Here is a 20,948-nt window from a genome sequence, read left to right as displayed (position 1 = left end):
TTATCATAAATTTATCTTAATTTTTTGATTTAGAATATCTATATTTTTAAATCACGAGATAACAATGAAGATCACTCAACTTTGCGTGAATAAGTTTCAGGTTACTTCGAATGATTTGAGTTAAATTTAAAAAACTATTTTATTCTTTATTTTGTCTTCATGAGCAAATCGCGTATTAAACTCGAACTTCCAGCGCAAGCTGATAAATTATTACTACATTCATGTTGTGCACCATGCTCAGGTGAGGTCATGGAAACTTTGTTGCATTCTGAAATCGATTATTCCATCTTTTTTTATAATCCAAATATCCATCCTGTTAAGGAATATTTGATTCGCAAGGAAGAAAATATTCGTTTTGCCGAAAAGCACAATATTCCTTTTATTGATTGTGATTACGATACAGACAACTGGTTTCAACGTGCCAAAGGAATGGAGAACGAACCTGAAAAAGGTATTCGTTGTACCATGTGTTTTGATATGCGTTTTGAGCGCACGGCGCTGTATGCCCATGAACACGATTTTAAAATTTTTAGTAGTTCCTTGGGCATTTCTCGATGGAAAAATATGCAACAAATTAATGACTGTGGGATTCGTGCCGCATCACATTATCCAGATATACACTATTGGGATTATAACTGGCGTAAAAATGGCGGTGCGACTCGAATGCTAGAAATCAGTAAACGTGAAGAATTTTATCAACAAGAATATTGCGGTTGCGTCTATTCGCTACGTGATAGCAATCGCTGGCGCATGAGTCAGGGACGTGATCGGATTAAACTTGGCGTGAAGTTTTATTCAGCGACAGATCCTGATTAATTTAATTTTTAACTCCTCATTTCTTAACTCAAGCTTCACAAGCTGATGAGAAAAACTGACTCTAACGCTTATTTCAATGTACTTAGAGCCAAATCTTAACGATTTATGCTGCATCAATAAGCGCGTGACTCACCTTGTTCATGTAAAAAATCCTGAATAAGTTTGACCACTTGTTCAGGTTTTTCTGCATGTAACCAATGTCCTACACCCTCTATGGTTTTAATTTCAGCCAGTGGAAATTGTTCACGAATATTTTTTTCATATTCTGTTTGAATGTATTCAGACTTCGCGCCCTGAATAAATAAACACGGCTTATTCCACGGCTCAATGTCATTCCAGCCAGTCAAATTTGGATATTGTTTTTCAAGCGCATCGACATTAAATAACCAATGCCCCTGATTAAAAGATTTGAGTAAAAACATAATCACGCCATCTTGTGGAATGTATAGTTTCATAATCTCTGTCGCTTGCTTACGACTCAACTCATGCGGCTCTGCACGAACAGCATTAATGGCATCCAGAATATCTCGATGACGATGCCCCTGATAAGCCACAGGGCTGACATCTAATACAATCAATTTATCGACACGATCAGGATATAATCCTGTGATTTTCATGGAAGTTTTTCCACCCATTGAATGGCCAATTAAGCTGAATTGTTGAATACCAAGCTCATCTAAAGTATCGATCACATCCTGCGCCATAATTTCATAATTCATTTCATCACTGTGCGGTGATAAACCATGATTACGCAAATCAATTTGAATGATTTTATGATTGGTATTCAAAGCTCGAGCAATAACACCCAAATTCGACAAACTACCAAATAAACCATGTAATAAAACCACTGGTGTGTTACTGGTTACATGATCTGATTCGACGATATGAGTATTAAGTATCATAAGGATTTACCTGTATTTATTGCTCTATAGCTTAGACTAGCTCGGCTTGATCATTTTTTTCAAGCGACAACTACATTTCAGTAGCAAAAAGAAAGCTCTCCATTGAGAGCTGTTGTTTTTTAATACAGATTTATGAAGCTAATGCCATGTTTTCAGCGCGCTGCTGAAGTTTTTTGACAGCTTCACGAGCCTGTGCGGCTAATTCACGCATATCCAGATTAGGGATGTGATTGTTTTCAATCACTGTCTTACCGCCAATCAGCATGTGTTTAATTTGTGCCTGACCACCACTGGCGACAGGCCCAATTGCCATATCGTGCAACCCCATATAGCGTGAATCATCGAGTTGATACACCACCAAGTCAGCCTGCTGACCGACTTCAAGCGTACCAATATCAGATAAACCCAAAACCTGTGCCCCGCCTTGCGTCCCCCAACGGATGACATCTTCGACGGTCGCCGCATCAGCACCGCCTTCAAACGTCCCACCATCATACTTTGGTTGGGCAAACATACCTTTACGGGCACGCTGTAACATCCATGTTGCATGAGTTTCTGACAGCATATCTGCGGCTTCATTGGAGGCAGCACCGTCCACCCCAATTGAGATATTCATTCCCGCTTTTTCTAGAGTTACCAGATCTGCAATTCCACTGCCGAGACGCGCATTACTTTGTGGACAATGCGCAATCCCTGTTTTAGTTTGCCCTAAAAGCTGAATTTCTTCTGGTAAAAGTTTAACCAAGTGTGCAAACCAAACATCTTCACCGACCCAATCATGCTCAGCACAAAATTGAACAGGCGTCATGCCAAATTTGGCCCGCGCCGCATCCAGATAGTCCACCGTTTCAGACAAATGACTATGTAAGCGAATGCCTAAACGTCTTGCAACTTGTGCCGTTTCACGTAATTGTTCTGGTGTAGTCGAATGTAATGCCGTTGTTGGCGCCATGACAATTCTTTTAAAGGCTTGCGGGCGACTGTCATGATATTTACTGACTAAACGTTCAATATCAGCAATCACATTTTCAAATTTTTCTGGACGTAATGCCTGCGGAAGTTCTGCTTCCAACCCGCGGGTTAACGTCCCGCCACCACGACACAGGATAAAACGTAAACCGAGTCGATCGGCTTCATCGAATAAAATTTCCGCGCCATCAAAAGGCATATTTGGCCAATATAAATAATGATGATCTGCGACAGTCCCACAGCCTGATCGCAGCAGTTCAATCAAACCAATACGCGCTGCCAATCGAAAGCTTTCTTCATCAAAAGCCCCACGAAACCGATAGGGTGTAGAAGCCAACCACGGTGTCAAACTTTGATTCAGGCCTTGCGGCTCACCTTTCAAAAGTGACTGAAACAAATGATGATGGGTATTTACCCAAGCAGGATAAATCACGCAATCTCGTGCATCGATTACCGTTTCATTGGCCTGTAAGCTGAGTGATGAGCCAATCTCGGTAGTAACGCCATTTCCAATACGTATACTGTCTGCCTGAATACGCGCTGCTTCACCAGCCAGACCTGTTAAAATTGCGTGTGCATTTTTAATTAGATAATTCATCAGGTCTGCTCACTCTCATGCCATTTGTTTAGAAACATTTGACTTAACATGGACATTGCAACAAATAAAACCAATCCTGTGCAAGTAATCAAGAACAGTGCTGCAAACATTAACGGTAGATCAAGCTGAAATCCTGCCTGTAAAATCTGATACGCCAATCCTGCACTGGTTCCACCTGTTCCAGCAACAAACTCGGATACCACCGCTCCAATTAAAGCCAAACCACTGGAAATCCGTAAACCACCAAAGAAATATGGCAACGCATTTGGTACACGTAAACGCATTAACTCCTGCCAGCGACTGGCTTTATTGATACGAAATAGATTCAACAAACCTGCATTGACACTGCGTAAACCTAAGGTGGTATTGGTTAAAATTGGGAAAATAGCAACCAACATGGCACACACCACTAAAGCCAAAGTCGTGTTTTGAATCCAGATAATCACTAAAGGCGCAATTGCAACAATCGGTGTGACCTGAAATAAAATGGCATAAGGCATAAAACAGGCTTCAATCACACGACTTTGTACAAATAAGAAAGCAATCAAAGTTCCAATCACAACGGCGCAAAGAAAAGCCAGTAGTGTCACTTTTAAAGTTACCCACAGACTTCCAAAAAGTAAGCCTGACTGAGACACCAAAGCATGACCAATATCGGAAGGTTTTGGAATCAAATAAACAGGGACATTGAGTTGTTGCAAACTGATTTGCCAAATTAACAATAATACGACGCCCAAAAGCAAAGGTGCAGCGATACGGCGAAATTTAGGATGGCTCATTAACGGTTTAACCATGATGTTCGCCTCCACTGGCTTGCTCTAATACTTCAGATAAATGCGCACATTGCTTCATGAAAATATCTGAGTTTCTAAAATGTTCATCGCGATGATCAGGGCCTTCAATTCGGATATCAGCCACTACTCGACCAGGACGCGCACCCATCACAATGACACGTGACGATAAAAAAACAGCTTCATAAATACTGTGTGTGACAAAAACAATGGTTAAATCACGCTCAGACCACAAAGTCCGAATATCACTATCCAAGCGATGGCGAGTAAACTCATCCAAAGCACCAAAAGGTTCATCCATCAGCAATAAATCAGGTTCAGTGACCAATGCACGAGCCAGTGATGCGCGCATCTGCATACCACCAGACAGTTCTTTCGGATAAGATTCACCGAATTTACCCAGACCAACAGAAGTTAAAGCAGCGGTTACTTTTTGATTGCTGATATTTTTAGACACATGTCGTAAATCCAGTGGCAAACGCACATTATCCTGAATATTTGCCCACGGCATTAAAGTTGCTTCTTGGAACACCATTGCCATTTTGCACTGAGATTGCATATCAGCTTTCCCGTTCCAGCGCACCTGTCCCGCAGATGGCTGCTCAAGATCGGCAAACATTTTGAGTAAGGTACTTTTACCGCAACCCGATGGCCCAAGTAGTGACACAATTTCACCGCGCTGGATATCCAGATCAAAGCGCTGCAAAGCATGTGTTCCATTTGGATACACTTTTTCTACGCCACGCACCATCAACATAGGGCTACTCAGGTTTGCACTAGGTTCTGTCGCAATACTGACCGAAACTGCTGAATTCATATTAGGTTCCCCCTTTGGCATTTTTACAACCTAATTGGTCGGCTTAATTTTTCTTGGCAGTGGGTTTAACAAACTGAGTGGTATAAGCCGCTTTCCAATCCACTTTGGCATCCAATAATTTAGCCTGCACCATAAAATCACGCGTTTTCTTCCAACGCGCATCGGTCATAACACCAATGCCCATCGTTTTGGCATCACCACCATCAATCAGACCAAGCTTCTTCATTTGACCAACAGCAAAGGCTAAAAGTGGATCATCCATATTTGGATTTTCTTTTTTAATAATGGCATTTCCCGCAGCAGGATTTTTCAGATAACTTTTCCAACCTTCCATAGAAGCTTCTACAAAACGGCGCATCACGTCTGGTTTGCTCTGTAAAAGATCGTTACGGGTCACTAAGATTCCGCCATAGGCTGGATAGCCATCATTCGCGAATAAAAAGAATTTACTGGATGGTTCTGCTTTTTTTGCTTGAAAGACTTCTGAAGTTGCATAGGCTTGTTGTACAACATTTTTACCTGCCAAGAACGGCTGCATATTAAAGGTATAAGGACGTGCCTGAGAATTGTCTAATTTATACTTGCCACGTAACCACGGCCACCAGCTTGCTTGTCCGCTGGTCGAAACCAAAACGGTTTTACCTTTTAGATCAGCCAGTGATTTTACATCACTATGCGTAATCACCCCTTGTGGATCAAACTGGAATGGCGCAGCAATGGCTTTGATTGGGAAACCACTTTCGATTCCCTTTAAGACTTGTAAATCATAATTGATAATGACATCGGCGCGTTTAGCCAAGAGCAGGGTCATGTTATTGATTTGAGGGCCACCGACTTTGATGGTGACATCTAAACCATGTTTTTTATAAATCCCTTCTGCTAATGCTTGATAATAGCCACCTTGCTCTGCCTGCGCATACCACGTCGTTTGTAAAATCAATTTATCATTGGCTTGAGCCAAAGAAGTAAAAAGTAATGATGCGGCAACCACAGCCAGACGCGTTTTGCCTAAACAGTTATAAATTTTCATAATAAACCTCTGATGAATAGGTGAAAGCTTTTGCTATTCATTCAAAGGAGGCATTAAGTGTGCTGATCAATTTATTTATGACACACTCTCAAGGCTTTTATTATGATCAATAAAAACCCCGTCCCCCTAAGAGGAACAGCTTGCGCTGTAGAGCAATGTCCCATGCGACTGAACGCACTAACCGCTTATACTCAGTTATAGATTAGCAAGGGCTATGCCAAAATAGGTTCACACTAGTGATATAAATAAATTGATATATTTTTAGCAGTCAAAGTATTTTGTTTTATCTATCAAACACTTAATTAATTTAGTATTAAAATATATTTGACTTCATCAATCTGATTTTTATCGATGCATCTACACTTTGTCAGATTGATCATCGAATAAACAACCTATTGTTGCAACTAAAATACTTTTTCGATTCTGCTTAACAAGACAAGATAGATTGAAGTGCATCTTTTTTGTGCAAAATTTCTTTTTCGCTATATAACAACTCAGCCAGTCAAATAGACTCGCAAAACAGGTCAAGCTTGTGCCAATAACTTGCGTGCCTCAATCACTTGCTTTTCACCTGCACCATATTCAAGCTGTTGAATTGGTAAATGTAAACTATAGAAAATCTGCCTCTGTTCACAAAGCTCAACCAATGCCATCATCCAACTCAGTTTCTGTTCATGTTCCTGACATGGAATATGAGCATAATCAATTTCAAACTGATGCTGATCCGATTCATCTTCAAACATTTTGACAAATAAGCCTTGCCCCCGCGCAACTTGTTTCCACGACACCGCCTGAAAAGAATCTCCTTCTCTAAAGTTACGAAGCTCACGGAATTCTTCCAGATCATGCTGATTGAGCTGATGTTGTTGTTTATATTCAAGCTCAAGATTCAAACTTTGTGGTGCGATCCAGATCTCTTGCTCTAAATAAAGATATGTCCATGCCCGAACCAAACCAAATGGATAAGTTGAATATATCTGAATCACAGGAAATTTAAATTGACCTCGTTGCTCAGGTGAAAATACAAGTTCCGCTTCCTGACTTATTTGATCAATAAGAACGGTATGCACTTGATCCTCTACCCGTATTTGAATAAAGCGAGCCGATGCACGTGTTTGCTTATAGTGTAATTTTAGGATCAAGGAATGACCCAACTGTCCTACCTCTGGATAAATCATTTCAATCTGTAATTGATGAAGTTGTTTAAAAGTGAGATAAAAACTAATACATAGCACGGAACTAATTAAAAAACAAAAACCAAGAATAAGATTGTTTGCATAGTTAATCCCTGCAATGAACGTAATCACAATCAAAGTCAGATACAACCATCCTTGTTGATAGATAAAAACCAAAATATCGCGTTGCTTTAGGCTTTTAAAATGATCTATACGAAAACGTTTGGCAAACCATTTCTGAAACCCAGATGGCATGTTTGATTCTCTCACTTATAAAATATCCACGGCATCCAGACATTGACGCGCTTCATGCTCAGTCATATTCATACGATGCGCTGTGACTGCCACAAAAACAGCCTGTATATCGTCTGAAGTGACATAACTTCTTTTCTCAATCAAGGCATAAGCCTGAGCTGCCAACTTTAAAGCCAGAACACCACGTGTAGACAAACCATGTCGATGCTTACGGGTTTGTTCTGCCAAATCCAGTACGTACTCCAAAATCACATCACTGAGATAAACTTGTTTTACCAGCTCTTGAAGCTCAAGAATTTCGTCCGCACTGAAGACAGGCTGAATCCGAGCAACTAAATCTTGCCTTGAGGCTTGTTGTAATAGTAATTTTTCAGCGTTTCGGGACGGAAAACCAAGTGAAAGACGCATCAAAAAACGATCCAACTGAGACTCAGGCAAGGCGTATGTTCCACTCTGAAATAACGGATTTTGCGTAGCAACCACCCAAAACGGCTTCGGTAGATCATAATGTATGCTATCTACGGTCACTGAACCTTCTTCCATGGCTTCAAGTAAGGCACTTTGAGTTTTGGGACTACAGCGATTGATTTCATCAGCTAAAAGAATCTGGGTAAAAATCGGTCCCTGTTTAAACTCAAAAACATGTTCTTTTTGATTAAACATATTGATACCAATCACATCACTTGCAAGCATATCATTGGTAAATTGAATCCGCCCAAAATCCAGTCCAGCCAATCTCGCTAATGCACTCGCCAGTGTCGTTTTACCCAAACCGGGTAAATCTTCAAATAAAACATGCCCGCCAGCCAACAAACAAGTTAGTGCAAGTTGAGTTTGTTTAGATTTATCTAAAATGAGTTGATTAATTTCAGCTAAGAATTGCTCAATCTTGGGGCTATATTGCGCAATTTTCTGGTCAATTTCTGAATTTTCCTGTTGGAGTTCAGTTTTTTTGAGTTTTTCCATGCCCCACATCACAAGCTTTCCTAATTAAAAAAAGGGTGTATGAATCAACATACACCCTTTTTGTATTTTTCTAAACAAATGAAACAGATATCAACAAGGACATTTTTTTAGATTGCCACTGGATGGATAACGTGAATCCACGCAGTGACGATAAAATGTCTTGGCATCCATCGGTTCCAGATCTGGATGATGTTTACGCATATGCTCAAGATAAGTGTCATAATCTGGGACACCGACCATTAAACGGAAACTTTGCTGTAAACGCTTAAATAATGTCGCAATACGTGACCAATTCTTTGGAGAAAGTAATAGATCCTTTTGCGACATAATGGTCATTTTGATGATTTTAACAATCACCGCACGACCATTTTGAGCAACTTTTAGATTCATGATCATTCACCTCGCGTTGAAGCAGGCGCTACCGTTTCAGGATCGGCATACACAGCGGGCGCTTCATGTGTGGTCGGTTCGCGACTCGCTAAAGCACGACGAATCACGCCAATCGATGCAATCACCATCACCACTGCCACAATCATAAAGAACGCACAAAGAACAGCATTAATCTGGTTAGATAACACCACCGTTTGCATCTCTGCCATAGTTTTTGCAGGCGCTAACATTTCACCACGACCCATTGCATCTGAAAAACGGTTTGCTTGAGCAAGAAAACCAATTTTTGGATTTTCATGGAAAATCTTTTGCCAGCCCGCGGTCATACAAGTAATCAGTAAGAAAATCGTAGGGACAATCGTGACCCAAACATATTTTTCTTTTTTCATTTTAAATAAAATGACTGTACCCAAAATCAGTGCCATGGCTGCCAACATCTGGTTACCAATACCAAATAAAGGCCACAATGAGTTAATCCCACCTAAAGGATCAACCACACCCTGATAGACAAAGAAGCCCCAACCGCCAACTGCAACGGCGGTACCAATCACATTTCCTACAAATGAGCCTGACTTTTTAATCGCAGGAATAACGATCCCGACTGTATCTTGCACCATGAAACGGCAAGCACGTGTACCCGCATCGACCGCAGTTAAAATAAATAACGCTTCAAATAAAATCGCAAAGTGATACCAGAATGCCATCATTGAACGATTATTGAAAATCTCAGAGATGATATGTGCCATACCAATCGCAAACGTTGGCGCACCGCCTGTACGCGATAAAATCGTGGTTTCACCAACTTCCTGAGCCAATAAAGTCAACATTTCTGGTGTGACTACAAAACCGATATTACGCACCGCTTCTGCGGCACTTTCAACCGTTGTACCCAATACTGCGGCTGGCGCATTAATTGCAAAATAAACACCCGGATCAAGCACAGTCGCACAGATCATGGCCATAATGGCAACAAATGATTCCATGAGCATGCCACCATAACCAATTACACGAATATCTTTTTCATTTTCAATGAGTTTAGGTGTAGTGCCACTCGATACCAAGGCATGAAAACCAGAAATAGCACCACAGGCAATCGTAATAAACAGGAACGGGAATAAACTACCCGCAAAAACCGGTCCTGTCCCATCAATAAAATGCGTGACTGCTGGCATTTTAAGTTCAGGTAAGGCCACGATAATACCAATTGCAAGACCTGCAATCACCCCAATTTTCAGGAAGGTCGATAAATAGTCACGCGGAGCAAGTAACAACCAAACAGGTAAAACAGAAGCAATAAAACCATAAATGATCAAACACCATGTCAATTGCGTTCCAGTTAAAGTGAAAAATGGCCCCCAATATGGATCAGCCGCGATATGCCCACCATAAACAATGGCTAACATCATCAGCACAAAGCCAATGATTGAAACTTCCGCGATTTTTCCCGGACGTATATAACGCATATATACGCCCATCAATAGTGCGATCGGAATGGTTGCAGCAATACTGAATACACCCCAAGGACTGTGTGCCAGTGCTTTAACCACCACCAATGCCAATACCGCTAAGATGATGATCATCACCCCTAGCGCACCAAGCATGACCACAACACCGGCGAATGAGCCAAGCTCTAGTTTTGCCATTTCACCCAATGATTTTCCATCACGTCGAGTCGAAATAAATAAAACTAAAAAGTCCTGAACAGCCCCCGCCAAGACCACACCCACCAATAACCAGATGGTTCCTGGCAAATAACCCATTTGCGCTGCCAAGATTGGACCGACTAAAGGCCCTGCACCCGCGATTGCAGCAAAGTGATGTCCAAATAAAACGTATTTATTGGTCGGTACATAATCCAGACCATCCGCTAACCGATGTGCGGGTGTTAAGCGTCTTGAATTAAGTTCAAAAACACGAGTAGCAATAAATAGACTATAAAACCGATAAGCAATGCTATACACACAGATTGCAGCGAGCACCATCCAGACTGCATTAACATGTTCACCACGACTGACTGCCAGTATCCCGAAAGAAATGGCACCAATAATCGCGACTAGACTCCAGAGTATTTTTGAGGGGAGTGTAGATTTCCTTTGAATTGTATCCATTCATGACCTCATTCTTTATGATTAACCGCCCTAAAATTCAGATCCATCTTGATATAGAGAATTTCCTTGTGACTGTACTCCTCATCTTTTTATTTTCATCTAATACTTTGGCATAAAAAAAGGGATGATTTTAATCATCCCCTGCATAATAGTCTATTTTTAAACCATTATGCACGTTCTAAATATTCGCCTGTGCGAGTATCAACGCGAACGCTTTCTTCTTGCTGAACAAATAACGGTACGCGAACCACAGCACCTGTTTCAAGTTTTGCAGGTTTACCGCCGCCACCAGAAGTATCACCGCGAACACCTGGATCAGTTTCCACGATTTTTAATACCACAAAGTTTGGTGCATTTACATTTAATGGCACACCATTAAATAGCATAATGGTGCATTTCTCATTTGAGTCATCTTTTAACCATTTCGCCGCATCACCCATCGCAACTTTATCAGCTGCAATTTGCTCGAAACTTACAGGATCCATAAAGTTCCACAGCTCGCCATCATTGTATAAGTAGTCCATTTCTACTTCTACGATATCCGCAGCTTCTAATGAATCACCTGACTTAAATGTTTTTTCTAAAACTTTACCTGTTTTAAGGTTACGAAGTTTTACACGGTTGAATGCCTGACCTTTACCAGGTTTAACATATTCGTTTTCCATGATTGAACATGGGTTACCGTCAAGCATGACTTTAAGGCCTTGCTTGAATTCATTTGTAGAATAACTGGCCATGACTGGCACACTCCAAACTTACTAACTTAAATGTATTAATGCTAGACTAGCATTATTTTTTCCGTGTCGCATGATAAACTATTTGTATCAAGAGCAAAACTGGCAAAAACAACTCAATGATCTAATCATTGATCCATTAGAGCTGTTAAATGTATTACAACTGTCTAAAGAACAGTTGTTATCTGGCGCTATTCTTGCAACAAACGATTTTAAATTGCGTGTACCTCGTGCTTTTGTTGAAAAAATGCAAAAGTCTGATCCTTATGATCCCCTGCTTCTGCAAATTTTGCCACATCATTTAGAGCTCGAAGAACATCCTGAATTTGTTACCGATCCATTAGGTGAAGAAGAAGCCAATCAACTTCCAGGTGTTTTACATAAATATAGCTCCAGATTTTTGCTGACTTTAACGGGTGCTTGTGCAGTACATTGCCGTTACTGTTTCCGCCGACATTTCCCTTACCAGGAAAATTTGCCCAAAAATGAAGATTGGTTAAATATTCAAACTTATATCCAAGATCATCCTTCGATTAATGAGGTGATTTTAAGTGGCGGTGATCCATTAACGTTGTCCAATCGTAAATTACAACTCTGGCTAGAAAGAATTGAATCACTCCCTCAAATAAAAATTTTGCGAATTCATTCACGTGTTCCGATTGTTATTCCCAACCGTGTCGATGAAGAGCTGATTTCCCTATTAAAAAACAGTAGGCTACGCATTATAGTGGTGGTACACTCGAATCATGCTTCAGAGCTAGATGACTACACCTGTAGCAAGCTGGCAGCGTTATCATTTGGGCAAATAACTGTGTTAAATCAAGCAGTTTTACTTAAGGGTGTGAACGATAACGCACAAACCTTGATTCATCTTAGTCATCGTTTGTTTGAAGCTCGGGTTATGCCCTATTACTTACATGTTTTAGATAAAGTAAAGGGTGCTCAACATTTTGATGTTGTATCATCAGAGATTGATTGTATCTATCAGGAAGTCTTAGCGAATTTGCCAGGTTATCTGGTTCCTAAGCTAGTTAGGGAAATCGCGGGCGAAAAGAATAAAACACCGCTATTTGGGGTTTCAACATTTTGAGTTGAATAATAAAATATGATGAATCAAACTTTTACGGATATTTTTGAAACATCTACCACCTTAAGTCGAGATGAATTAAGCTTTAGCGAGTCTAATGTTAAAGCAGTTTCAGACTGGGTTTCATCATTATCCATCATGCAACTGGGGGATACTTCACGCGCTTTATTTTCTGCATTGATTGAACTCTCAGAATTAAATTGCTCTGAAACTTTACGTTTTGATTTATTACAAACCCTGCATCCTGTGCTTGAAAATGTTTTGGCAAGCTTTGAAAAACATTTTTTTAATCAAGGACTGATCAACACTGATCGGAACGAACATATTATTGAACTCGCCATTTTATTACGCAAACACTTTGCGGGCATTTATATTGATATTGTAAGACGTAGTACCGAGCAACTCGAACAAAATAAATTTTCTGTTTTTGCATTGCATAAAAAGAAAAATCTACAAACGGCACGAACACTTGCCATATTTTATGGTTTAAAACAGCTCACAGAATTACTATATCAGGAGCACATGCTCTACAGTGAGCCAATGACTGGGCAATGGTTAATTGCTCATCATTTATATGAAGTCGCAATGAAATCTCATGTGCATCTGGCCAATATCAATCAATTGCAAGGCACTCAAAATCAGCTCAATAATATTACCCAAGCCTATGCCCAACTGATTTTACTAGATATTCTAAATACCAATCAGATTCGTCAGGCTGAGATTCAGGCTTTATATCAATGTAGTTATGATTGGGCTAAGAAGATCCAGATTTTCCCAAAAGAAACGACACTATCCAAATATGTGATTGATACTCAAAAAGATCATCCGCCTGTTTATAATAAACATCAAAACTCAGGGTTTAGCCCCTCTATTTATGTCGTCATCCAAGATTTACTTGAACACATTACCGCGACTTTGCATCGTAATGCGGATTATCTGTCTCAAACAGAGAAAATTTATTTGAGTCCTGCGCTAAAATTTCATGTTCAGAACATTTTAGGAACGGTGGCTGAACGTCAACATGAACGATATGAATATTCAGCACAATTACAAATTTGTTTTGGTTTGCTAACTGCCCATTTTTACTTATCTAAAGCTAAAAATTTTAATGAAACGCTTCAGCTTGAGAGTCATTATGGTTTCCAAAATAGCTCAAAAACCTCATCTGGCTTAACCCAACAAGAGTCATCAAGCGATGTTCCCAATAACCAGCGTTTAAATCGTGAGGCCAAACTTATTTATCAAACCGAAGTGTTAGATATTAGTGTCAATGGTTATCGAATTAAATGGACTGAAGAAGCCCCTAAAAATTTAAGAACGGGTGAATTTATACTGGTTAAAGAAGATACACATAGCCAATGGCGTGGTGGAGTAATTCGCTGGATTAAACAATCGGCTGAAAAAAGTCTGGAAATTGGTTTAGAAATATTAGCGCAAGATATTTTCCCTTGCGCTGTTCGTGTACAAGCAGACCGTCATCGTCATAATTATTACCCTGCTTTACTCATGCAAAGCCAAAATTTGGATCAGGTTAAAACAACTCTGATTTTACCAGGTGCACAAATTTTCAGAGAGCAACAAGGGGTTCATCTAAGGTTAGAAAAAGAAGAGTTCAAAGTGTATTTGCTCAAAGCGCAACTGGTCACCCAAAGCTTTGTGCAATTTGACTATGAACTCTTGGATGATCAACAGCAAAACAGCCTGAAAAAATTGATGTTTAAACAGGCCAAAGATTCAGATAATCAGGATTTATGGGAAGCGTTAAAGTGAGAAACTCGTTACTTTCTAAAAAGTTGAAATTAAGCAAAACACGTTTACTCATTATTGATGATAACCAGCTTCGTTATAATCAAATTATTGAGCTATTTAACTCCAAAAATCATCAAGTTCAGGCAACACTGCTAGATGATTTAAATAGCTTTGAAAAGCAATTAAATATCGGTTGGGATATAGTCATTTTTGGGCGAGCTTATGACTTAAAAATTGAACAGGTATTGTCCCTCATTCAAGTATCAACGCAGCCCAATTTGCCTGTTTTATTGCTGACTCCTGATCAATATAGCGCTAATGATTATCTGAGTTATATACATAAAGGTGTCTATGAAATTATTGATCTCAAAGCACCAGAGCATTTATATATTGCAATTGTTAGAGCATTATCCTACAGCCGTTTGCAACAAAATGAACAACGCTTAATTGAAGAATTAGAGACTGCACATTCTCACGTTCAATCTATTGTAAAAGAAAGCAATAAGGCGGTTGCGACACTACAAGAAGGTATTCACATCAAAGCGAATGCTGAATACTTGGCACTTTTTGGGTTAAAAAATGAAAATGAGCTAGTCGGTCTTCCTATTCTTGATATTTTACAGCCGACAGATCCTAATCAATTTAAACAAAAATTTAAACGTGTTTCACAAGGAATATTTGACCAAGCCAGCTTTGATATTGTTTGTAGAAATTCTGCAATTACGATTGCAAACCCGCTTAAAATTGAATTTTTACCTTGTGATGAAGATGATGCCGTTCAATTGACTATCGAGTATGAAGACAGTACATCTAGTTCAATCCAACCCAATAACGCAATAGCATCGCAAGCGAGTCAAACTGAAAAGCTGTCACCCAATATCAATGCCTTAAATGCTATCAATCGTCAGTTAAATAAACAACCCGCAGAGGTCAATGCACTTGTTATAGTGACGCTTTCAAGCTGTCCTGATGATGTCTTTAAACATAATCTAGAAACGATTAAAACTTATTTTTCCAATATTTATGGCTTTATTAAAGAACAAGTCAATGTTTCTGTTTTCAGAATTAATCCCGTACTCTACGTGGCTTTATTTCAGGCAGAATCTGACCAAGTTCTTAAGTCTCAATTAATCAGCCTCAAATCATTAGAAAAACCTCAGTTGTTAAGTGTTGATAACTCAACTTTACATTTACATTTACATTTAGGTTTTTCTGTATTAAATCAACCTAGTATCGCAGATGATAAAAACTTTGATGATATTTTAGAGCAAGCATTTCATCAGCCTTTACCTAATATGGAACAAAGTTTGTCTCAACGTGATTTAGGTCAGGTCGCTGTTCTTAAACAAATAGACATCAGTACCGAAAATATTCCCAAAGTTCAACATTCGATACTTCAAACGCTTCAACAAAAACTTGAAGCAGGTGATATTCATCTAAAATACCAACAACTTTATGATAAACAAGACAGTAATTTGTATATTTATGAAGTAACGAGCGGTTTCATTTATGACAATAGTTGGCAAGATATTAATCATCTTGCGGATTTACGTGATGATCCAGAACTTTCTATTAAAGTTGATCGCTGGATATTAGTCGAAGCCTGCAAACAATTACACAATTTTTTAACACAATACCCAACTGCAAAGCTGATCATTAATTTAAATCGTCATATTCTTTTAAATGACAAACAATTACCTGATTTGATGGGCAAGCTTCTTACCATTGTCGGTAGCCGCGCTAAAGCGCCATTAATATTACAGTTCTCTGAGGAATCCATCAGTCAGAACGCGCCTTTGGCTCAACAGCAATTTGCTAAATTAAAGCAAAATGAAGTGGAAATTTCTGTACGTGACTTTGGTATCTCAATGTATAGCGACTCTATTTTAAGTCAAACCGATCTGGATTATTTAAGCCTACACCCTAATTTATGTAAAATGTTAGCCTCAAATCATGACATATCACAATTACAACAAAAACTGGAAAACTTTCATCAAATTAAACCTATAGAAATCTTAGCTCAGGGTTTAAATGATATGACTTTGTTTGCAAATGCATGGAATATTGAAGCGCGCTATTTACAAGGTGATTATTTCCAGAAAAAACTAGATCGCCTGACTGATGTACAAGATCAATAAATAAAGTTAAATGCTCTGAATTATTATTTGTTATTGAATAAAAAAGAACCGCTTAAGCGGTTCTTTTTAGCAAACTTAGCTTACCAATAGAAGTTAACACCAACTTTACCCACTGGTAACCATTCATATTTGTTTTTGTCTTCAATTTTTTGCTGTTCTTTCGCAACTTCATCATCTAAAATTGCTCCATTACCATTTAATGCAGTCCCTGAAACCACATCTAATGAAACTTGTGGATTACCTGTATAATAAGCACCTACTTCACCAAACAAGCCCCAGTGATCATTAAATTTTGGTGCGAAACCAAAGCCTAAATAAGGAACAATATCATTTTTGTATGACATTTTACCGCTGATATGGACATCTGAGGTAGCATTGAAATCAGTATTATTGACGGTAAAATTACGACCTTGACCAACTCGTCGATCCAAATCGTAATCATTATCTACATAAGCTGCACCAGCAGCTACATACAAACCTTGTGCCCAACGACTTGCACTCGCTCCCCAAGGACGAATTTCAGCATTTAAATAAACGTTGTTATTGTCCATATCCAGATCATATTTGGATCCATTAATTGACAAATCATCTGACCAAGAAATGTCACCACCGTTATAACCCAGTGCTAAACCAACGTATGGATTGGCCTGCCAAAGGAAAGCACCACCATAACCAGTCGTACCGACTTCAGCACGAACACCAACTGGAAGAAGTTGTTTCTGATCAAATGCATAATGATCATGGACTACAGAATCATCAGCCATAGTAGTCCCCGCCACAGCAGCTAAAGCACCAGCAACCGCAAGTAGTTTTAATGTTTTCATTGCTCTCTCCTCAAAAGACTTTTATTCAAATCTAAATTTTTATTGCGTAGATGTATCTTAGGAGAAAGTATGGTTTGGTTTTATACGAGAATTGATCATTTTCTGTTAAGTTTTGATACAAATAAGTTTGGTTCTTGTTTTTAAAGCAGTTATTCGTAATTTTTTTTATCAAGATTTTAAATAGCTTTTTTCAAATCAATCTTTTCTTTCACAACATTATCGACGCTAATTAGTGTAAAATTATGCAAATTTTTTTGGAAGGAAGAACATGTCTCAGCTTTCTACAATCATTGAGCAAGCATTTGAAGATCGTGCAAATTTAAGTGCTACAGCTTGCCCAACAGAAATTCGTGATGCTGTAGAGCAAGCGATTGCGGGTTTAGACAACGGTACATTACGTGTTGCTGAAAAAATCGATGGCGAATGGGTGGTTCATCAATGGCTAAAAAAAGCCGTGTTATTATCTTTCAAATTGAATGATAACAAACCAATCGAATCTTGTGATTTACGTTTCTATGACAAGGTTGATACTAAGCATGCAGGCTGGACTGAAGAACAGTTCAAAGCTGCGGGTGTACGTGTTGTACCGCCTGCTGTAGCGCGTCGTGGTAGTTTTCAGGCAAAAAATGTCGTGTTAATGCCTTCTTATGTCAACATCGGTGCTTACGTAGATGAAGGCACTATGGTGGATACATGGGCAACTGTGGGTTCATGTGCGCAAATTGGTAAAAATGTTCATTTATCTGGTGGTGTAGGGATTGGTGGTGTTTTAGAGCCTTTACAAGCCAACCCAACCATTATCGAAGACAACTGTTTTATCGGTGCCCGTTCTGAAATCGTTGAAGGTGTGATTGTTGAAGAAGGTTCTGTGATTTCAATGGGTGTATTCATTGGTCAATCAACCAAAATCTTTGATCGTGAAACTGGCGAAATTCACTATGGCCGTGTACCAGCAGGTTCTGTGGTTGTTGCGGGTAGTCTTCCATCAAAATGCGGTACTTATAGCCTTTATGCTGCGGTAATCGTGAAAAAAGTGGATGCTAAAACTCGTGCTAAAACCAGTTTGAACGATTTACTTCGCGCTGACTAATTGCATTTATTTGCGGAGTTTAATTGTTCCTCGTCTCTACGTTCAAATCTGATCGTAGAGATTTTTGTTTTCTAAGATGTGGTATTTCTGCAATGACTTCTCTACGCTCAACGACTATTCCGGTATCAGATCCTGCGGCGGGGCTTCGTATTACAGAAATTTTTTATTCCTTGCAAGGAGAAGCCAATACCGCAGGCTTACCCACTGTTTTTATTCGTTTAACGGGCTGTCCACTACGCTGCACCTATTGTGATACGACTTATTCTTTTGAAGGCGGTGAACGTCAGTCACTCGATCAAATTATTGAAACAGCGTTATCGTTTAAAACACCTTATATTTGTGTGACAGGAGGTGAACCTCTTGCTCAGCCAAATTGTTTGCATTTACTAACCAGATTGTCAGATTTGGGCTGTCAGGTTTCTTTGGAAACCAGTGGTGCGCTAGATGTGTCCAAAGTCGATTCTCGTGTATCTAAAGTACTGGATTTAAAAACCCCAACGTCTGGTGAAGAAAAGCGTAATCTGCTCAGTAATTTGGATTATTTAACTCCGCATGACCAAATCAAATTTGTGATTTGTAATCGTGAAGATTATGAATGGTCTAAACAGCAATTAGAGAATTATCAGTTGGATGAGAAAGTCAGCACCGTCTGGTTTTCCCCTGCTTTTGCAGTTGAAAAAGCTTCGGTTAAACTACCCCAGTTAGCGCGTGATATGGCGCAATGGATTTTAGATGACCATCTCCCTGTACGGTTTCAATTGCAATTGCATAAATTGCTCTGGAATGACGAAACAGGTCGTTAATCCAGTTTATTTTGTTAGTTATTTTTGGAGAATATCATATGCGCCCTCGTGCCATTGTTTTATTATCAGGCGGCTTAGACTCGACGACTTGCCTAGCTTGGGCACAAGCGCGTTATGAATGTATGGCGCTCAGTTTTATGTATGGACAGCGCTCCACGACTGAACTTGATGCAGCTAAAGCGATTGCTCAAAATGCAGGTGTAGAACACCGTGTCATTAATATTGATTTGGGTAATTTAGGGGGTTCTGCACTCACCGATCATAATATTGATGTGCCAGATCATGAGCAAGAAGGTATTCCAATTACCTATGTGCCAGCTCGTAATACCATCTTTTTATCTTACGCGCTGGCTGCTGCGGAAGTGTTTGGAGCGGAAGCCATTGTGATTGGGGTCAATGCGGTAGACTATTCAGGTTATCCAGATTGCCGACCAGAATATATTGAAGCATTTACAAATATGGCACGTTTGGCTACTAAAGCAGGTGTAGAGGGAAAACCTCTTACATTTGAAACACCTTTGTTACATTTATCCAAAGCGAATATTATACGTTTAGGTATTGAACATGGCGTAGACTATAGTCAAACTGTTTCTTGCTATCAGGCAGATGCTGAAGGTCGTGCATGTGGGAAATGCGATAGCTGTCGTTTACGTAAACAAGGGTTTATGGAAGCTGGCATTGCAGATCCTACACGCTATATACCATAATAATCAGGTAATATTTATGAAATTATTGAACACAAAACTACTTCTTTCTTCACTTATGGCTGCTGCTGCTTTTACTGCAACGGTTTCACATGCTGCTGATGAAAATAAACTTCAACAAGCCTACAAGAGTACAAATGTAAAAGGTGCTTTAATTAATCTGTGTAAAGATGAAACAGGTAAAGGCAATAAATTAACTGCGGCAGAAGTGAGTAAGTATTGTACTTGTGCAGTCGAAGCAGATGGTAAAATGACCAATGCGCAAAAATGGGAAGTGCAAAGTGCCATCAATGCCAAGAAAAGCCCAAGTTCTTTAGCTTTTGTACAACAGCAAAATAAAGATCTTCAAGCATGCTTTGGCCCACAGTTGACTGGCAAGTTAAAAGGTTTGACTGAAGAAGCGATGAAATCTGCTCAAGGCAAAAAATAAGCAGAACTGATGTGATTTGCTAGCCACTTTATGTGGCTAGTTTTTTATGGAAAATATGGAGAATAATAATGAGCAGTGAAAATATTTCATTACCCAATCAAACTTTCCCCACAACACAGGGTGAAATTAATCTGGCAGATGTCTCTGCTGAATGGTTAATTCTTTACTTTTACCCGAAAGATTCGACACCTGGTTGTACCACTCAAGCCGTTGGGTTTTCATGTTTAAAAGATCAATTTGATGCTCTTGGGGCAACAATTGTTGGTGTATCACGTGACTCAGTCAAAGCACATCAAAATTTTACTGAAAAACAGGCATTGACGATCGATTTAATTAGCGATAAAGATGAAATCCTTTGCCAGCATTTTGATGTGATTAAAGAAAAAAATATGTATGGTAAAAAAGTCATGGGCATAGAACGTTCAACTTTTATTTTCCATAACAAACAACTGGTTAAAAGTTATCGTAAAGTCAAAGCCGCAGGACATGCCGAACAAGTTCTGGAAGATTTAAAAACTCTTCAACAAAATAATTAGATTTCGAATGATGTAGCTTATTGATTGCTCATAAGC

20 protein-coding genes are annotated in these 20,948 nt (G+C 39.3%); 9 read left to right on the top strand and 11 right to left on the bottom strand.

Features of this window, described 5'->3' with window-relative positions:
• The first annotated feature begins 159 nt into the window (after positions 1-159).
• The gene (locus tag J500_RS00790) at positions 160-816 is read left to right on the top strand and encodes an epoxyqueuosine reductase QueH (RefSeq protein ID WP_004997020.1); all 657 of its coding nucleotides are present in this window, start codon (positions 160-162) and stop codon (positions 814-816) included.
• A gap of 113 nt (positions 817-929) precedes the next feature.
• On the opposite strand, the gene J500_RS00785 is transcribed toward J500_RS00790, so the two are convergent.
• The 10 genes from J500_RS00785 to efp all read right to left on the bottom strand — a co-directional run bounded on the left by J500_RS00785 (position 930) and on the right by efp (position 11,554).
• A complete protein-coding gene (locus J500_RS00785) occupies positions 930-1,718 on the bottom strand; it encodes an alpha/beta fold hydrolase (protein WP_004997016.1) in 789 nt (262 codons plus the stop codon).
• Between the two features lie 130 nt (positions 1,719-1,848).
• Positions 1,849-3,285 (bottom strand): amidohydrolase family protein, encoded by a 1,437-nt coding sequence (locus tag J500_RS00780; protein ID WP_034697706.1) that lies wholly within the window; start codon positions 3,283-3,285, stop codon positions 1,849-1,851.
• On the bottom strand, positions 3,285-4,079 hold the full coding sequence (locus J500_RS00775; RefSeq protein ID WP_004997010.1) for an ABC transporter permease: 795 nt from the start codon (positions 4,077-4,079) through the stop codon (positions 3,285-3,287). Before J500_RS00775 ends, J500_RS00780 begins: the two co-directional genes overlap by 1 nt.
• On the bottom strand, positions 4,072-4,893 hold the full coding sequence (locus J500_RS00770; RefSeq protein WP_010588771.1) for an ABC transporter ATP-binding protein: 822 nt from the start codon (positions 4,891-4,893) through the stop codon (positions 4,072-4,074). Before J500_RS00770 ends, J500_RS00775 begins: the two co-directional genes overlap by 8 nt.
• A 43-nt stretch (positions 4,894-4,936) precedes the next feature.
• The gene (locus tag J500_RS00765) at positions 4,937-5,923 is read right to left on the bottom strand and encodes an ABC transporter substrate-binding protein (protein WP_004989605.1); all 987 of its coding nucleotides are present in this window, start codon (positions 5,921-5,923) and stop codon (positions 4,937-4,939) included.
• A 524-nt stretch (positions 5,924-6,447) separates the two neighbouring features.
• A complete protein-coding gene (locus J500_RS00760) occupies positions 6,448-7,353 on the bottom strand; it encodes a DUF58 domain-containing protein (RefSeq protein ID WP_004989606.1) in 906 nt (301 codons plus the stop codon).
• A gap of 15 nt (positions 7,354-7,368) precedes the next feature.
• Entirely contained in the window at positions 7,369-8,328 is a 960-nt protein-coding gene (locus tag J500_RS00755; protein ID WP_004989608.1) for an AAA family ATPase, read from the bottom strand.
• Positions 8,329-8,409: 81 nt separating this feature from the next.
• Entirely contained in the window at positions 8,410-8,712 is a 303-nt protein-coding gene (locus J500_RS00750) for a YbdD/YjiX family protein (protein ID WP_171063279.1), read from the bottom strand.
• Positions 8,712-10,817 carry a carbon starvation CstA family protein gene (locus J500_RS00745; protein ID WP_004989616.1) on the bottom strand — a complete coding sequence of 702 codons (2,106 nt, stop codon included), beginning with the start codon at positions 10,815-10,817 and terminating at the stop codon, positions 8,712-8,714. The genes J500_RS00750 and J500_RS00745 overlap by 1 nt, the downstream gene beginning before the upstream one ends.
• A 167-nt stretch (positions 10,818-10,984) precedes the next feature.
• Positions 10,985-11,554: an elongation factor P gene (gene efp, locus J500_RS00740; protein ID WP_004989617.1), complete on the bottom strand. Its 570-nt coding sequence runs from the start codon at positions 11,552-11,554 to the stop codon at positions 10,985-10,987.
• Positions 11,555-11,624: 70 nt separating this feature from the next.
• On the opposite strand from efp, the gene epmB reads away from it, so the two are divergent.
• From epmB to J500_RS00725, 3 genes are read left to right on the top strand one after another with little or no spacing between them, the layout of a single operon-like run.
• Positions 11,625-12,641 (top strand): EF-P beta-lysylation protein EpmB, encoded by a 1,017-nt coding sequence (epmB, locus tag J500_RS00735; protein WP_004997008.1) that lies wholly within the window; start codon positions 11,625-11,627, stop codon positions 12,639-12,641.
• 15 nt (positions 12,642-12,656) lie between these two features.
• A complete protein-coding gene (locus J500_RS00730) occupies positions 12,657-14,408 on the top strand; it encodes a hypothetical protein (protein ID WP_034697704.1) in 1,752 nt (583 codons plus the stop codon).
• The gene (locus J500_RS00725) at positions 14,390-16,525 is read left to right on the top strand and encodes an EAL domain-containing protein (RefSeq protein ID WP_004996999.1); all 2,136 of its coding nucleotides are present in this window, start codon (positions 14,390-14,392) and stop codon (positions 16,523-16,525) included. The genes J500_RS00730 and J500_RS00725 overlap by 19 nt, the downstream gene beginning before the upstream one ends.
• A gap of 80 nt (positions 16,526-16,605) precedes the next feature.
• Here J500_RS00725 and carO read toward each other — a convergent pair whose 3' ends face one another.
• Positions 16,606-17,349 carry an ornithine uptake porin CarO gene (gene carO / locus J500_RS00720; protein ID WP_004996998.1) on the bottom strand — a complete coding sequence of 248 codons (744 nt, stop codon included), beginning with the start codon at positions 17,347-17,349 and terminating at the stop codon, positions 16,606-16,608.
• A gap of 268 nt (positions 17,350-17,617) precedes the next feature.
• On the opposite strand from carO, the gene dapD reads away from it, so the two are divergent.
• From dapD to J500_RS00695, 5 genes are all read left to right on the top strand, one after another.
• Positions 17,618-18,439 (top strand): 2,3,4,5-tetrahydropyridine-2,6-dicarboxylate N-succinyltransferase, encoded by an 822-nt coding sequence (dapD, locus tag J500_RS00715; RefSeq protein WP_004996996.1) that lies wholly within the window; start codon positions 17,618-17,620, stop codon positions 18,437-18,439.
• Positions 18,440-18,531: 92 nt separating this feature from the next.
• A complete protein-coding gene (queE, locus tag J500_RS00710) occupies positions 18,532-19,242 on the top strand; it encodes a 7-carboxy-7-deazaguanine synthase QueE (protein WP_034697700.1) in 711 nt (236 codons plus the stop codon).
• A gap of 38 nt (positions 19,243-19,280) precedes the next feature.
• Positions 19,281-19,949, top strand: a complete 669-nt coding sequence (gene queC, locus J500_RS00705) for a 7-cyano-7-deazaguanine synthase QueC (protein WP_004989634.1) — start codon at positions 19,281-19,283, stop codon at positions 19,947-19,949.
• 16 nt (positions 19,950-19,965) lie between these two features.
• On the top strand, positions 19,966-20,376 hold the full coding sequence (locus J500_RS00700) for a hypothetical protein (RefSeq protein WP_004989635.1): 411 nt from the start codon (positions 19,966-19,968) through the stop codon (positions 20,374-20,376).
• Between the two features lie 68 nt (positions 20,377-20,444).
• Entirely contained in the window at positions 20,445-20,912 is a 468-nt protein-coding gene (locus J500_RS00695; RefSeq protein ID WP_004996989.1) for a peroxiredoxin, read from the top strand.
• Positions 20,913-20,948 lie beyond the last annotated feature (36 nt).

Source organism: Acinetobacter sp. 479375, from assembly GCF_000581715.1.
GTDB classification, from domain to species: domain Bacteria; phylum Pseudomonadota; class Gammaproteobacteria; order Pseudomonadales; family Moraxellaceae; genus Acinetobacter; species Acinetobacter ursingii.
Note: the sequence above shows the minus strand (reverse complement) of the source record. Positions and strands in the feature narration are given on the sequence as shown.

Coding starts and splice junctions, on each gene's coding strand:
- J500_RS00790 (WP_004997020.1), top strand. CDS start 160: ATGAGCAAATCGCGTATTAAACTCGAACTTCCAGCGCAAGCTGATAAA.
- J500_RS00785 (WP_004997016.1), bottom strand. CDS start 1,718: ATGATACTTAATACTCATATCGTCGAATCAGATCATGTAACCAGTAAC.
- J500_RS00780 (WP_034697706.1), bottom strand. CDS start 3,285: ATGAATTATCTAATTAAAAATGCACACGCAATTTTAACAGGTCTGGCT.
- J500_RS00775 (WP_004997010.1), bottom strand. CDS start 4,079: ATGGTTAAACCGTTAATGAGCCATCCTAAATTTCGCCGTATCGCTGCA.
- J500_RS00770 (WP_010588771.1), bottom strand. CDS start 4,893: ATGAATTCAGCAGTTTCGGTCAGTATTGCGACAGAACCTAGTGCAAAC.
- J500_RS00765 (WP_004989605.1), bottom strand. CDS start 5,923: ATGAAAATTTATAACTGTTTAGGCAAAACGCGTCTGGCTGTGGTTGCC.
- J500_RS00760 (WP_004989606.1), bottom strand. CDS start 7,353: ATGCCATCTGGGTTTCAGAAATGGTTTGCCAAACGTTTTCGTATAGAT.
- J500_RS00755 (WP_004989608.1), bottom strand. CDS start 8,328: ATGTGGGGCATGGAAAAACTCAAAAAAACTGAACTCCAACAGGAAAAT.
- J500_RS00745 (WP_004989616.1), bottom strand. CDS start 10,817: ATGGATACAATTCAAAGGAAATCTACACTCCCCTCAAAAATACTCTGG.
- efp (WP_004989617.1), bottom strand. CDS start 11,554: ATGGCCAGTTATTCTACAAATGAATTCAAGCAAGGCCTTAAAGTCATG.
- epmB (WP_004997008.1), top strand. CDS start 11,625: ATGATAAACTATTTGTATCAAGAGCAAAACTGGCAAAAACAACTCAAT.
- J500_RS00730 (WP_034697704.1), top strand. CDS start 12,657: ATGATGAATCAAACTTTTACGGATATTTTTGAAACATCTACCACCTTA.
- J500_RS00725 (WP_004996999.1), top strand. CDS start 14,390: ATGGGAAGCGTTAAAGTGAGAAACTCGTTACTTTCTAAAAAGTTGAAA.
- carO (WP_004996998.1), bottom strand. CDS start 17,349: ATGAAAACATTAAAACTACTTGCGGTTGCTGGTGCTTTAGCTGCTGTG.
- dapD (WP_004996996.1), top strand. CDS start 17,618: ATGTCTCAGCTTTCTACAATCATTGAGCAAGCATTTGAAGATCGTGCA.
- queE (WP_034697700.1), top strand. CDS start 18,532: ATGACTTCTCTACGCTCAACGACTATTCCGGTATCAGATCCTGCGGCG.
- queC (WP_004989634.1), top strand. CDS start 19,281: ATGCGCCCTCGTGCCATTGTTTTATTATCAGGCGGCTTAGACTCGACG.
- J500_RS00700 (WP_004989635.1), top strand. CDS start 19,966: ATGAAATTATTGAACACAAAACTACTTCTTTCTTCACTTATGGCTGCT.
- J500_RS00695 (WP_004996989.1), top strand. CDS start 20,445: ATGAGCAGTGAAAATATTTCATTACCCAATCAAACTTTCCCCACAACA.